The organism is Kocuria sp. LUK (genome assembly GCF_021012935.1).
Taxonomy (GTDB): domain Bacteria; phylum Actinomycetota; class Actinomycetes; order Actinomycetales; family Micrococcaceae; genus Kocuria; species Kocuria flava.
Genome location: NZ_JAJMZI010000002.1, coordinates 513041 through 526057, shown reverse-complemented (window position 1 = coordinate 526057; position 13017 = coordinate 513041). Strand labels below are relative to the sequence as shown.

Annotated in this window: 12 protein-coding genes; all 12 read right to left on the bottom strand. The window is 73.9% G+C overall.

Annotation, left to right across the window (positions count from 1 at the left end):
- Positions 1–35 precede the first annotated feature (35 nt).
- Positions 36–935 (bottom strand): anti-sigma factor, encoded by a 900-nt coding sequence (locus tag LQU92_RS05160; RefSeq protein ID WP_230778212.1) that lies wholly within the window; start codon positions 933–935, stop codon positions 36–38.
- Positions 932–1579 (bottom strand): ECF RNA polymerase sigma factor SigK, encoded by a 648-nt coding sequence (sigK, locus tag LQU92_RS05155; RefSeq protein ID WP_230778209.1) that lies wholly within the window; start codon positions 1577–1579, stop codon positions 932–934. The genes LQU92_RS05160 and sigK overlap by 4 nt, the downstream gene beginning before the upstream one ends.
- Before the next feature lie 97 nt (positions 1580–1676).
- On the bottom strand, positions 1677–2309 hold the full coding sequence (locus LQU92_RS05150) for a class F sortase (RefSeq protein WP_230778207.1): 633 nt from the start codon (positions 2307–2309) through the stop codon (positions 1677–1679).
- A 21-nt stretch (positions 2310–2330) separates the two neighbouring features.
- Complete coding sequence (locus tag LQU92_RS05145) at positions 2331–3101, bottom strand: hypothetical protein (protein WP_230778203.1); 771 nt, start codon at positions 3099–3101, stop codon at positions 2331–2333.
- Positions 3102–3233: 132 nt separating this feature from the next.
- A complete protein-coding gene (locus tag LQU92_RS05140; protein WP_230778200.1) occupies positions 3234–4106 on the bottom strand; it encodes a bile acid:sodium symporter family protein in 873 nt (290 codons plus the stop codon).
- 84 nt (positions 4107–4190) lie between these two features.
- Positions 4191–5675: an aldehyde dehydrogenase gene (locus LQU92_RS05135; protein WP_230778196.1), complete on the bottom strand. Its 1485-nt coding sequence runs from the start codon at positions 5673–5675 to the stop codon at positions 4191–4193.
- Complete coding sequence (locus LQU92_RS05130; protein ID WP_230778193.1) at positions 5672–6319, bottom strand: HD domain-containing protein; 648 nt, start codon at positions 6317–6319, stop codon at positions 5672–5674. Before LQU92_RS05130 ends, LQU92_RS05135 begins: the two co-directional genes overlap by 4 nt.
- Positions 6320–6325: 6 nt before the next feature.
- On the bottom strand, positions 6326–7615 hold the full coding sequence (locus LQU92_RS05125; RefSeq protein ID WP_230778190.1) for an NAD(P)/FAD-dependent oxidoreductase: 1290 nt from the start codon (positions 7613–7615) through the stop codon (positions 6326–6328).
- Positions 7616–7617: 2 nt separating this feature from the next.
- On the bottom strand, positions 7618–7938 hold the full coding sequence (locus tag LQU92_RS05120) for a 2Fe-2S iron-sulfur cluster-binding protein (protein WP_230778187.1): 321 nt from the start codon (positions 7936–7938) through the stop codon (positions 7618–7620).
- Between the two features lie 44 nt (positions 7939–7982).
- On the bottom strand, positions 7983–8729 hold the full coding sequence (locus LQU92_RS05115) for an SDR family NAD(P)-dependent oxidoreductase (protein WP_230778183.1): 747 nt from the start codon (positions 8727–8729) through the stop codon (positions 7983–7985).
- Positions 8726–11665, bottom strand: coding sequence for a PEP/pyruvate-binding domain-containing protein (locus tag LQU92_RS05110; RefSeq protein WP_230778180.1), 2940 nt, complete (start codon positions 11663–11665; stop codon positions 8726–8728). Before LQU92_RS05110 ends, LQU92_RS05115 begins: the two co-directional genes overlap by 4 nt.
- A 3-nt stretch (positions 11666–11668) precedes the next feature.
- Positions 11669–12934 carry a cytochrome P450 gene (locus LQU92_RS05105; protein WP_230778178.1) on the bottom strand — a complete coding sequence of 422 codons (1266 nt, stop codon included), beginning with the start codon at positions 12932–12934 and terminating at the stop codon, positions 11669–11671.
- Positions 12935–13017 lie beyond the last annotated feature (83 nt).

The following is a 13017-nucleotide window of genomic DNA, read 5'->3' as shown; positions in this document are numbered from 1 at the left end:
CCCCGTCCGCACCCCGCGGACGGGGCCGGGGCGTCTCACACCTCGGCGACCCCCAGCACGGGCAGGGTCGGGGTCCGGGAGCCGCCGGTGGGCTCGATCGTCACGGCGACGGCCTCGGCCGCGGAGACGTCGCCGTCGAGCCAGGTGCGGACCGCGCCGCCGCCGAGGCGCACGTCGGGAACCGGCACCTCGTCCTCCATCAGCCACAGCTGGTACTCCTTGCCGGCCCCGGGATCGGGCAGGCTCGCGGCGACCACCATCGCCTCGTCGCGGCTCGCCGAGACCACCAGGGTCGCGGTCCCGCGGCCGTCGATCTCCAGCCGGCGGGTGACGACGTCGGGGGCGGCGAGCAGCCGCTGCTCGCGCGCCAGCTCGTCCTGCTGGCGTGCGGTCAGCCGCTCCTGCTCCTGCCGCTCGCCCTGCGCGCCCAGCACCCAGCCCCCGAGGACCAGTCCGGGCACCAGCACGGCCGCCGCGGCGGCGGCCAGCGCCCGCCGGACGCGCCGCCGCCGCCCGTCGAGGTCGGCGACCGGCGCGCCGCGCCCACCGCCGGAACGGGTACGGCCGGGCTCCCCGCGGGTCCGGTCCCGGGGATCGGTGCCCGCGGCGGCGCGCCGGTCCGCGAGGTCCTCGGACGCCGGGCCGCCCACCCCTCCTGCCCGGCGCCCGGGAGGCGGGTCCTGCGCCGTCCCGTGCAGTCCGGCGAGCACTCCGGCGCGCAGCTCCGCCGGCGGCTCCTGCGCGAGCGCGGCGGCCAGCCCGGCGCCGACCTCGGCGAGCTCGGCGACCTCCCGGCGGCAGGCCGTGCAGTGCGCCAGGTGCTGCTCGAAGGCGGCGCGCTCCGCCGGCTCGAGGGCGTCGACCGCGTACAGGGCGGCGTCGTCGTGGACCGTTCCGGGCGCACCCCCGTGCGCCCCGTGCGTGCTCTCCGTCATCGCCCCACCCCCAGGGCCGTGCGCAGGCTCGTGAGGCCGTCGCGGATCCGCGCCTTGGCCGTGCCCAGGGGCACCTCGAGACGTGCCGCGACCTCGCGGTGCGTGCACCCCTCGTAGTACGCCAGGGACACGGCCTCCCGCTGGACCGGCGTGAGCGCCGCGAGGCCCGCCCGGACCTCCTGCGTCTCCATGGCCTCTTCGACTCCTTGCCAGGTCTCGTCGGCGGGGACACGGCCCTGCCGGCTCTCGTAGTGGTGCTCGCGGTCGCGCTCCCGCTGGACCTGCCGGATCCGGTCCACGGACCGGCGGTGGGCCAGGGTGCACAGCCACGCGAGGACCGTACCGCGCTCCGGGTCGAAGCGGGCGGCCTGCTGCCAGGCCATGAGATAGACCTCCTGCACGACCTCGGCCGCCAGCTCCGGGGCGCGGGTCACGCGCACCGCCAGACCGTACACCGTCCGCGCGGTGCGGTCGTAGAGCGCGGCGAAGGCTGCCTCGTCCCCCGTGCCGCTGCGGCGCAGCAGCCGTGCGAGCTCGGCCGCCTCCGCGCCGCCGGGCGCCCCGGGGCGCGCGGACTCCTCGGCGGTGTCCGCCACCGCTCCGGCGGCCGGCACCGGGCCGTCCCCGCTGTCCCGTTCAGTCATCCGCTCCCGCTGTCCGTCCCACCGTGTGCGTGTTCACGATCGCATTCCCGCACTGTCCCACATCCCCGGGACGGGCCCGGGGAGCACGCGCGGCCGCTCACCGCTCCAGGGACGCGTAGACCACGTAGTTGTCGTCGAACTGCCCCGTGGCGGGGTCGTAGCCGTCGCAGGTGATCAGCCGCAGCTCCGCCCCCGCGGTGTTGCCGTAGACCTCCAGCGTCGGGAACCCGTCCTTGCCGTACTGCGCCCCGCGGTCGACGGTGAAGACCGCCGTGCTCCCGTCCTCACGCCCCACCTCGACCCGGTCGCCGGGGACGAGCCGGCGCAGGTCCGCGAACACACCCGGTCCGCCGCCGGTGGCGTTGACGTGGCCGAGCAGCACCGCCGGGCCCTGCTCCCCCGGGGCCGGCGAGCCGTCGTACCAGCTCGCCGGCGCACCGGGGCCCTCGGGCGGGACCTCGAGCGAGCCGTCCGCGCGCAGGCCCAGGTGCAGCAGGGGCGAGTCCGTGCCCAGTGCCGGGATGCGCAGCGCGGCCGGCTCCGCCGCCGCCGGCGGCCGCTCCCGGTCCGGCGCCGGGGACGCCGGGGTGCTCGCGGCCGACGGTGCGGGAGGCGCACCGGCCCCGCCGTCGTCGTCCGGGGCGGTCCCGGCGCAGCCGGTGAGCAGGAGGGCGGCGGTCGCCGCGGCGGCCCGCAGGCCCCCGCGGCGACCGGGCATCGGTGCCGTCATGGCAGCGTCCGCGCTCCCGGATCAGGCGCGGGCGGCCCGGCGGCGGGCCACCAGCGCGGAGGCGGCCACGGCGAGCAGCCCGCCGCCGGCCACGGCGAGCCCGGCCGCGCCCGTCCCCGCCTGCTGGACGGCGCCGGTGTCCGCGCCGCCCTCGGGCATCGCGCCCATCTGCGAGGCCGTCAGGGTGCCGCACGCGGCGGGCAGGGTCGCGGCCGCGGGCAGGGACGGGTCGAGGTCGGACATCTTCTCGGCGGCGGCCGCCGGCATCCGCGCCGGGTCCACGCCGTGGACCACGACGACCGCGCTGCCGCTGCGCAGGGACTCGGCGGTCGCGGCGTCGAGCTCGAGGGTGCGCTCGTAGCTGTAGGCGGACCCGCCCGGGAAGCGCTCCACGGCCAGACCCGAGTCGGGACCGGTGTCCCCCTCGATGGTCAGCGAGGTGCCGATCATGCCGTAGAACGGGTGGCCCTCGGTGGTGTTCACGACCCCGTCGCCGTCGGTGTCGGCGACGGGCCCGGGGCAGGTGCCCTGCGCGGCGATGTGGATGTGCTGGGCGTGCGGGAACGGGCCGTCCATGAAGGTCTCGGCCGCACCGGAGACGTTCATGGTGACGGTGGCCTCCGTGCCGTGGACGTCGACCATCACCTCACCGGTGGTGCCCGAGTCGTTCAGGGTGTTCAGGGTCGCCTGGGAGGACCACATGTCGGCCTCGTGGGCGGCGGCGGGGGCCGCGGCCAGCGACAGGGCGCCGAGCGCCAGGGCGGGGGCGGCGAGGAGCTTCGTGGTGTTCATGGGGAGAACCTCTTCCGTGGTGCCGTTCGTCCGCGCCGTGGGCCGGCGCGCGTATCCCCTGTTCGGCACTGGGGGGCGGGACGGACGGGTGCGATCGGGAACTTTTTTCGGGCGCACCCCTCAGGGGCCCGGTCAGGCCGACGGCAGCGCCGTGGCGGCGCCCGTGCCGCGGCCGCCCAGCCACCGCGCGACGGGGACGAGGACGACCAGGGCCAGAAAGCCGGCCAGCACCACGGTGGGCACCGCCGTCGTGCCGCCGAAGTTGGCCACCACGACCACGGTGGCGGCGCCCATGTTGCGCTGCGAGGTCGAGATCCCGAGCACGGGGCCGCGCCCGCCCCGGCGTCCGCCGACCAGCCACCCCAGCGAGAAGTTGAGGACGATCGACAGGACGATGGCGGCGATCGCCCCCGTGCCGACCAGTCCCGCCAGCTCCCGGTGGTCGGCGAGCAGCTGGTTGCCGAGCACGACCACCATGGCCACGAGGCTCAGACGGCCGGCGGGCGCCTGCAGGGCCGTGGCCGCCCGTGGGGCGAGCTGGCGCAGGGCGACGGCCGCGAGCAGCGGCAGGAGCATGGTGAGCAGGAGGACGACGGCGATGCGCGCGGCGCCGACCTCCACCCCGGGCAGCAGCAGGGGCAGCACCAGGGGCATGTAGGCGATGGTCGCCAGCAGCATCACCGCGAGCAGCGACGAGGAGACCGCCATGTCCGTGCGCGCGAGCCGGGAGAGCTTGAGCACGAACGGTGCACCGGCGGCGCAGGCGAGGACCATCAGCCCGACCCGCACGCCCTCGGGGACGTCGAAGAGCGTGACGACCGCGAGGGCCACGAGCGGGGCCCCGACGAAGTTGGCCACGAGCCCCGCGGTGACGAGCCGCAGGTCGCGCAGCGGGGCGAGGAACTGGCGGACCGTGTGGCCGAGGCCGACCGCCACCATGCTGGAGGCGGCGAACAGCGGCACCGCCACGGCGGCCACGGCGTCGGTGGCGGTCTCCAGGTCCATGGGGACCATTGTGGGCGACCACGGGACCGGCCCGCTCCCGGGCGGTTCCATCCAGCGGCAGGACGCCGTGTGCGGGGCGGGCGCTCAGCCCCGGGGCCGGCGGTGCACCGACTGGTAGGTCAGGTACGCGCTGAGCCCCTCGACGCCGAACTCCACGCCCAGGCCCGAGTCCCCGCGCCCGCCGAAGGGCGCGGCGTGGTTGGAGGCGAAGAAGTTGATGCCCACCGACCCGGTGTCCACCCGGCGGGCCACCCGCTGGGCCTCCTCCTCGTCGGCGGAGAAGACGATCCCGCCGAGGCCGAACGGCGTGTTGTTGGCCAGGGCGACCGCCTCGTCCACGTCCCGGTAGCGCAGCACCGTGATCACGGGCCCGAAGATCTCCTCCCGGGCCACCGTCATCTCCGGGGTGACGTCGGCCAGGACGGTGGGGGCGACGTAGAAGCCGGTCTCCCGGTCCGCGCGGCCGCCGCCGGTGACCACCCGGGCGCCCTCCGCGCGGGCGGTCTCGAGGTAGCCCATGACCACGTCGTACTGGGCCCGGTTGGCCATGGGCCCGAAGACCGTGCCCTCCTCGAGCGGGTCGCCCTGCGGGGCCGCCGCGACGGTCGCCCCGACCATCTCGACGACCTCGTCGTAGCGGCTCTCGGGGGCGAGGATCCGGGTGGAGATGTAGCAGGTCTGCCCGGTGTTGCGCAGGCAGGAGCGCAGAAGCACGGAGGACATGTGCTCGAGGTCGGCGTCGGGCAGCACGATCGCGGAGGACTTCCCGCCGAGCTCCAGGGTCACGGGCTTGAGCTGCTCTCCGCACGCGGCGGCGATCCGCCGGCCCACCGGCGTGGAGCCGGTGAAGGCGACCTTGCGCACGGCCGGGTGCCGGACCAGCCGGTCGCCCGTGCGGCCGTTGCCGGTGACGAGGTTGACCACGCCCGCGGGCACCCCGGCGGCGGTCAGCGCGTCGACGACGAAGCGCACGGACAGCGGCGTGGGCGAGGCCGGCTTGATCACCACGGTGCACCCGGCGAGCAGGGCCGGGGCGAGCTTGGCGACCACGAGGTTGATCGGGAAGTTCCACGGGGCGATGAGGGCGCACACCCCGACGGGGTCCTTGTGCACCACGGTCTCCCCCGCCCCGTTGGGGAAGGGGCGCACGTCCTCGGCCTCGAGCCAGGGGGCCAGGCCGGCGAAGTAGCGGAAGATGCCGGCCGCGTTGGCCGCCGCGCCGCGGGTCTCGGCGAGCGGGGTGCCGTTCTCGCGGGTGTTGGTCAGCGCCATGGGCTCGCGGCGGGCCTCGATCTCCTCGGCGGCCCGCAGCAGGACCTGCGCCCGCTCGCCGGGGGTGCGCGCCGCCCACCCGGCGAAGGCGCGCTCGGCGGCGCCGACCGCGCGGTCGAGGTCCTCCTCGGTGGCGTTGGGCACCGAGGCCCAGACCTCCTCGGTGGCGGGGTCGACGACGTCGTTGCGCTGCGCGCCGGTCGAGGCGAGATAGGCGCCGTCGATGAAGTGGTCGTCGACGTGGGTGTAGGGCAGCTCGAGCCCGGACCGGGCCGGGGCGGCGGTGGTGTCGGTCATCGCAGGACGCTCGCTTTCAGCAGGGCCCGGGAGCGGGCGAGGTCGGCCTCGGCCATCTGCCGGGCCGCGGAGGTCTGCAGCTCGGGGACGATCTCGGTCTCGAGCCGGTCCATGTAGGCGGAGGGGGTGAGCTTGAACCAGGACGAGGCCAGGGCGATGCCGACCTGGTCGAAGCGCCACAGCCGGTCGGCGTCGCGCACGAGGGCGTCCTCGAGGGAGCGGGCCTCGGGGCGGGTGTCGTGGCCGTCGATGATGGCGGTGACCCGCCCGACGAACTCCGCGTCGTAGCCGAGCTCCGGGAGGACCTCCTCGGCGATCAGGCAGCCCTGCCGCTCGTGCTCGTAGCGGATGTCGGCCTTGCGCCAGTCCCCGGAGAACCCCTCCGAGAGGATCCGCTCCTCGTCGACCCGGCCCCAGCCGGTGTCGTGCAGCAGGATCGCCACGCGCACCACGAGGGCGTCGGCCTCGGGGTGGGCGGCGCACAGCCGCTCGGCGTAGGCCAGGGAGATGGGCAGGTGGATGTCGTTGCTGCGGGCCCGGGTCTCGGGCACGACCCGGGACCAGATCGGGTCGAGGTCGGTGCCGGCGGGCGGGGTCGTGCTGATCGGGGAGGTGTCGACCGCCAGCGCGGTGTCGATGGGCACGGGGAATCAGCTCCTGGTGGTGGCGGGGACGGGGTCGGCGGGCACGGCCAGCTCCTTGAGCCGGCGCTCGGGGTCGGCGGCGGCCTCGGGGGCAACGGTCAGCCCCCTGCCCAGGGCGGCCTTGACGTCGAGGAAGTCCACGCCGGCGTTGACGCAGTCGGCGGCGATCAGCCGGCCCTCGCGGTAGTAGAGCACGGACAGCTTCCCGTCGGAGCCGTCCCGGCGCACGACCCTGCGGTCGTGGCCGGTGGACAGCCCGGCGATCTGCAGCTTGTGCTCGCCCTGGTTGGACCAGAACCACGGGATGGAGCGGTACTCCTCGCGGCGCCCCGTCAGCGAGTACGCGGCGACCTTGGCGTGCTCGACCGCGTTGTTCACGCTCTCCAGGCGCAGCCGCTCGCCGGCCGGGGCCCCGGGGGTGGGGTTGGGCATGTTGGCGCAGTCGCCGAGGGCCACGGTGTGCCCGTCGGAGGCCAGGGCGTACTCGTCGACCCGGATGCCGTTCTCGCACTCCAGGCCCAGCTGCTCGGCGAGCTCGGTGTTGGGCACCACGCCGATGCCGACCAGCACGATCTCGGCCGGGACCACGGTGCCGTCGCCGAGCTCGACGCCGGTGACGCGCCCGTCCTCGCCGAGGATCCGGGTCAGCTCCACCCCCAGCCGCACGTCGATGCCCTCGGCGCGGTGGGCGTCGAGGAAGAACTGCGAGGTCTCCTCCCCCACGGCCCGGCCGATCAGGCGGGGGCCGACCTCGAGGACGGTGACGGACTTGCCCATGGCCCGGGCGCTCGCGGCGGCCTCGAGGCCGATGAACCCGCCGCCGATGACCACGAGGTGCTCGGCGGAGGGCATCCGCGCCTTGAGCTCGAGGGCGTCGTCGGCGTTGCGCAGGTAGAGCACCCCGTCCTGCTCGGCGCCCTCGAGCGGCAGCCGGCGGGCCCGGGCGCCGACGGTCAGGGCGAGGCGGTCGAAGGGGAACCGCCGGCCGGTGGTCGAGTGGGCGACCCCGGAGCCGTCGTCGTTCTTCTCGATCCGCTCGATCCGCTCGCCCTTGACGAGCTCGATCCGGTGCTCGTCCCAGTACTGCTGGGCGCGGAAGATGAGCTTCTCCTTGTCGACCTTGTCCTGGAGGAACCCCTTGGACAGGGCCGGCCGCTGGTAGGGGCGGTGGTCCTCCTCGCCCAGCAGGGTGATGGGGTCCTCCCAGCCGAGGGCCCGCAGGGAGCCGGCGAGGGCGACGCCGGACTGGCTGGCGCCGATGATGAGCAGCCCGTGGCGGGCGGGGTGGTCGGTCATGGTCACACCTGGGTCTCGGGGGTCGTGACGTGCAGGTCGGTGTCCTCGGCCAGGCGCAGCTGGCAGGACAGGCGGGAGTTCTCCTGGCGCTCCTCGGAGGTGCCGTAGAGCATCTCGTCCTCCATCTCCTCCATCTCCGGGAGCTCGCCGAGGTCCTCCTCGGCGACGAAGACGTGGCAGGTGGCGCAGGAGAGGGAGCCGCCGCACTCGGCGACGATGCCGGGCACGCCGTTGCGCACGGCGGTCTCCATGACGGAGTCCCCGGCGGCGGCCTCGACGGTGCGCTGCTCGCCCTGGGCGTCGGTGAAGGTGACAGTGGGCATGGTCCGTCCTTCTCGGTCGGCGCCGGCTCGGGCCGGCGCGGTGGTCAGATGAACTGTCGGCCGCCGTCGACCACGAGGGTCTGTCCGGTGACGTAGTCGCTGTCGGGGCCGGCGAGGAACAGGGCCGCGCCGACGATGTCCCGGGGCTCGCTGGCGCGCTTGAGCGCGCCGCGGTCCACGCCGTAGGTCGCGGCGTCGGGCATCAGCCCGTAGCTGGCCTCGGTGAGGGTGAAGCCGGGGGCGACGGCGTTGACGGTGATCCCCCGCCGCCCGAGCTCCTTGGCCATGACGCGGGTCAGGCCGATCACCCCGGACTTGGAGGCCACGTAGTGCAGCCAGTGCTCGGAGCCGCTGTAGACGGTGGCCGAGGAGAGGTTGACGATCTTGGAGCCCTCCCCCAGGTAGGGGCTGCAGGCGCGGGCGCACAGCCACGGGCCCTTGAGGTTGACCCCCATCACGAGGTCCCACTCGGCCGGGTCGATCTCCTCCAGGGGCGAGCGCGTGACGCCGGCGTAGACGGCCGCGTTGTTGACGAGCACGTCGATCCGTCCGCCGCCGAAGTCCGCGGCCTCCCGGGCCATGGCCTCGGTGGACCCCGGGGAGGTGACGTCCACGGTCAGGGCCAGGGCGCGGCGGCCCTCGGCCTCGACCAGGGCCGCGGTCTCGGCGGCGCCCTCGGCGTTGACGTCGGCGACGACGACGTCGTCCCCGCGGCCGGCGAAGCCCAGGGCGAAGGCCCGCCCGAGCCCGCCGGCCCCGCCCGTGACGACCACGGTGCGGGCGGCGCTCACGAGGCCCCCTCCAGGACGGGCTCCGCGGCGGGGGTGCCCGCGCCGGCGGCGTCGTCGTCGAGGACCGTCACGACGCCCTTGGTGCCGTCCACGCGCAGCCGCTGGCCGGTGCGGATCTCCAGGGACGCGGAGCCGGCGCCGGTGACGGCGGGCAGCCCGTACTCGCGGCAGACGATCGCGGCGTGGGACATCATCCCGCCGATGTCGGTGACGGTGGCCGTGATCTTGCCGAACACCGGACCCCAGGAGGGGGCGGTGTTGGGCGCCACGAGGATCTCGCCGTCGCGCAGGGAGCCGAGCTCGTCGGCGGAGGTGACCACGCGGGCGATCCCCTCGACCACGCCCGGGGAGGCGGCCATGCCGGTGAACACGCCCTCGGGCTGCTCGTCCTGGCCCAGCCACTGGGCGACCTGGTCGGTGGTGATGCCGTAGAGCATCGTGGTGAACGGCTCGGTGATGAACTCCGGCGGGGTGTTGAAGGCCGGGGCGGCCCGGTGGGCCTTGAGGGCGTCGACGATGCCGGCCCGGCGCGGGATCTCCGCGCCCCAGTAGGCGGGGCCGATCGGCTGCTTGGCGCCGATGCCCCAGGCGTTGACGAGGTCGAACAGGGCCGCGCGGACCTCCTCCCGGCTGAGGTAGAGGATGTCGGCGGGGTCCTGCCAGAACCCGGCGTCGACGAACAGGGCCGAGAGCTCGCGCACCTTCCGCCAGAACGTGCCCATCGTCCAGTGCTCGATGTAGAAGTTGTGGTTCTCGACGTAGGGGTACGCGGTGCGGGCGAGGCCGATCTTCTCGTCGAAGGCCGCCTGCTGCTCGGGGGCGAGCAGGTCGCGGTACTCGCGGACGATCCGCTCGCGCTCGGCCACGAGCTCCTCCGTGGGCCGGATCAGCTGCACGCCGTCCTGGGCCCGGCGGATGTAGTCCGCGATGAAGGTCAGCGGGATGTCCAGGTGGTCGATCCAGTACCGGTCGTGGCCGTAGAAACCGTTGCCGGTGGTGAAGTTGAACCAGGGGTCCTCGGACTCCTCGAGCTGGGCCAGCCACCTCTGCCCGCCCGGGGCGGCGCCGATGCGCGCGAGCGTGCCCTCGGCGTCCTCCGGCCGGTCGAAGAGCTCCTCGAGCCCCAGCTCCAGGGCCAGCAGGGCGAGCTTCTTGAGCTCGTCGTCGGGGCGGAACAGCTCCATGTCCTCGCCCTGGACCATGGTGGCGACGTTCTGGTCGGGGATGTTCGGGAAGACCTCCTTGCAGAAGCCGAAGAAGTCCAGGTAGGCGATGTAGCCGAGGTTGAGGAACTCGAAGTGGTACTGCCAGTTCTGGTAGGCGAGGTCGATCAGCCGGTCGTAGGTGCGGAACAGCTCCTCCGAGCCGTCCTTGCCCTTCCCGGAGGTGATGTCCTCGAGCGGGACGATCCCGGGCAGGGGCCGGAACTCCAGCTGCTCCATCTCCCGGATGGTGCCCTTGACCTTGTCGTACCACTGCTCGAGCAGGGACTCCCAGTTGCGGTAGTAGTGGCCCGCGCGCTCCTCGAAGTGGGCCACGCGCTCGGCGACCTCCTCCTCGGGCACCGCGATGGGGCTCATGTAGAGGTAGCCCTGGTGGATGCGGTAGTCGATGCCGTTGGCGGTGGGGATCAGCAGGTGGCGGGAGTTGTACTCGCCGAGCTGGCGGATCGCGAACTCGCAGCCGATGGTCTCGAAGGGCTTGAGCACCACGGGCCACTGCTGGGAGTTCTGGAACCAGAACTCCTGGCCGTCCTGGTCCTTCAGGGCCTCCTGGAAGACGAGGTAGTAGGGGTAGAGCTGCTCCCAGCCCTCGGCCCCGGCCGGGGTCTCGACGGAGAAGGGGCTGGGGAAGGACTTCACCGCGGCGCCGTCCCCGGCGCCCACCCGCTCGGCGACGACGCCGAGGGTGCCGGTGTCCGCCGGCGGAGCGGTCGCCGGCTCCCGGGTGGAGTGGACGGTCTCGGGGCGGGACTGCAGCAGCAGCAGGTTCTCCCCGGCGGGCAGGTCGCGGTCGAAGGCCCACTCGATGTCCTGGGGGCAGCCGTAGTGCCGCTCGGCGCGCTTGGCGATCTCCGCGACCTGGCGCAGCTGCTCGTCGGTGACGCAGCGGCGGGCGCGGCGCTCGGCGTCGACCTCGACCTCGCGCAGGGTCCCGGACGCGGGGTCGGGCACGAGCTCGGCGTGCTTGTCCCCGATGTGCTCGGCGACGACGCAGAGGGTGACCTTGTCGAGCTGGACGTTGTCGGGGGTGACCTGCCCGGAGACGACCATCTCCCCCACGCCCCAGGAGGCGTCGACGGTGATCTTGGAGCGGTCGCCCGTGGCCGGGTCGAGGGTCATGGCCACGCCGGCGGTCTCGGCGTTGACCATCTTCTGCACGGCCACGGCCATGGACAGCCCCTCCTCGGGGATGCCGTTGCGCAGCCGGTAGAGGATCGCCCGGGCGGTGTAGAGGGAGGCCCAGCACTTGCGGATGTGCTCGAGCACGGACCGGCGGTCGGTCAGCCACAGGAAGGTGTCCGCGGCGCCGGCGAAGGAGGCCTCGGGCAGGTCCTCGGCGGTCGCGGAGGAGCGCACGGCCAGCGGCGCGGGCCGCTCGAAGCGGGCCTGCAGCGCCTCGTAGGCGTCGATGGTCTGCTGCCGCAGCGCCTCGGGCACGGGCCGGGAGCAGATCTCCTCGCGGATGCGGGCGGAGACCTCCTCGACGTGGGCGACGTCCTCGTGGTCGATGCCGGAGAGCAGCTTGCGGATGTCGTCCTTGATGCCGGCGTCCTCGAGGAACGCGTCGTAGAGGTCGGTGGTGACGGCGAAGCCCGGGGGCACCGGCATGCCGGCCGCGGTCATGGACACGAGCGAGGCGCACTTGCCGCCCAGGCGCTCGAGCTGCGGCTCGGCGCCGCCGTCGAAGAATTCGATGTATCGCGTGTTCTGCACGGTTCAGGACTCCCAGGTGACGGGCACCGCGACGGGCGCTCGGAAGGACAGGTTCTGGCCGAAGGTGATGGCGTCGGGGTCGGTCAGCCGCAGGTGGGGCGCGACCCGGAGGGTCTCCTCGACCGTGATGCGGGTCTGGAGCTTGGCGAGCATGTTCCCGAGGCAGTAGTGGATGCCGTAGCCGAAGGCGAGGTGCTCGCGGGAGTTGGGGCGCTCGACGTCGAACTCCTCCCCGTTCTCGAACACGGCCTCGTCCCGGTTGGCGGAGCCCATCACGAGCAGCAGCTGCGCACCCTCGGGCACGGTCACGCCGCCGACCTCGGCCTCGCGCAGGGCCTTGCGCCGCCAGGCCACGATCGAGGGGCTGTAGCGCAGGACCTCCTCCACGGCCCCGGGGATCCGCTTGGGGTCCTCCTGGAGCGTGCGCCACTGCTCGGGGTGGGCGAGCAGCATGCGCAGGGTGTTGGAGATCAGCGTCGTCGTCGTCTCGTGGCCGGCGAACAGGAGGCTGTAGCACACGGAGGCGATCTCGTGGTCGGTGATCTCGGCGCCCTCCTCCTGGGCCTTCACGAGGTCGGCCACGAGGTTGTCCCCGCCCTCCCGGTGGGCCTTCTCCACGAGGGACAGGCACTTCTGCCAGTACTCCACGAGGTTGTGGGCGTGCGGGACCTGCTCCTCGTCGGAGAGGTCGCCCCAGGTCATGGCCCCGCGGGAGTCGGACCAGCGCTTGAAGGTCTCGACCTGGTCCACGTCCTCCCCGAAGAGGGTGAGGATCGTGATCGTGGGGACGTCGTAGGCGAGGTCGCGCACGAGGTCTCCGGTGCGGTCCTCGCGCTCGAGCATCCGCTCGAGGAGCCGGACCACGTTCTCGCGGATGAACGGCTCGAGCTTCTTGTACCGGCGCGGGGTGAAGGCCTTCTGCACGATGCCGCGGATGCGGGTGTGCTCCGGCGGCACCCGGGCGGAGAGCCCGGAGTAGGCGGTGAACCCGCCCTCCTCCATGATCCGCTTCGCCTCGGGGCCGCGCTCGCGCACCGGGGCCTGGGCGTTCTCGGAGCTGAAGGTCTCCCAGTCGCCGAAGACGGCCTTGACGTCCTCGTAGCGGGTGACGACCCAGCAGTCGATGCGCTCGTCGTACATCACCGGCTCCTCGGCGCGCAGCTCGCGGTAGGCCGGGAAGGGGTCGTCCTGCTGGAACGGCTCGTAGCCGTGGTGGGCCACGGGGCAGCCGCCGGCGGCGGTGGGCGTCTGGTCCTGCGCGGTGGTCATCGCTGCTCCTTCGGAACGGATCGTGCGGTTGACCACCAGCATGGGCAGTGAGCGCGGTCACACCAACCCGGGGCATCCACTGA

What these genes read in the sequence shown, in the direction of transcription:
- LQU92_RS05160 (WP_230778212.1), bottom strand. Translation starts at nt 935, where the DNA reads ATGACGGAGAGCACGCACGGGGCGCACGGGGGTGCGCCCGGAACGGTC.
- sigK (WP_230778209.1), bottom strand. Translation starts at nt 1,579, where the DNA reads ATGACTGAACGGGACAGCGGGGACGGCCCGGTGCCGGCCGCCGGAGCG.
- LQU92_RS05105 (WP_230778178.1), bottom strand. Translation starts at nt 12,934, where the DNA reads ATGACCACCGCGCAGGACCAGACGCCCACCGCCGCCGGCGGCTGCCCC.
- LQU92_RS05150 (WP_230778207.1), bottom strand. Translation starts at nt 2,309, where the DNA reads ATGACGGCACCGATGCCCGGTCGCCGCGGGGGCCTGCGGGCCGCCGCG.
- LQU92_RS05120 (WP_230778187.1), bottom strand. Translation starts at nt 7,938, where the DNA reads ATGCCCACTGTCACCTTCACCGACGCCCAGGGCGAGCAGCGCACCGTC.
- LQU92_RS05145 (WP_230778203.1), bottom strand. Translation starts at nt 3,101, where the DNA reads ATGAACACCACGAAGCTCCTCGCCGCCCCCGCCCTGGCGCTCGGCGCC.
- LQU92_RS05135 (WP_230778196.1), bottom strand. Translation starts at nt 5,675, where the DNA reads ATGACCGACACCACCGCCGCCCCGGCCCGGTCCGGGCTCGAGCTGCCC.
- LQU92_RS05140 (WP_230778200.1), bottom strand. Translation starts at nt 4,106, where the DNA reads ATGGACCTGGAGACCGCCACCGACGCCGTGGCCGCCGTGGCGGTGCCG.
- LQU92_RS05125 (WP_230778190.1), bottom strand. Translation starts at nt 7,615, where the DNA reads ATGACCGACCACCCCGCCCGCCACGGGCTGCTCATCATCGGCGCCAGC.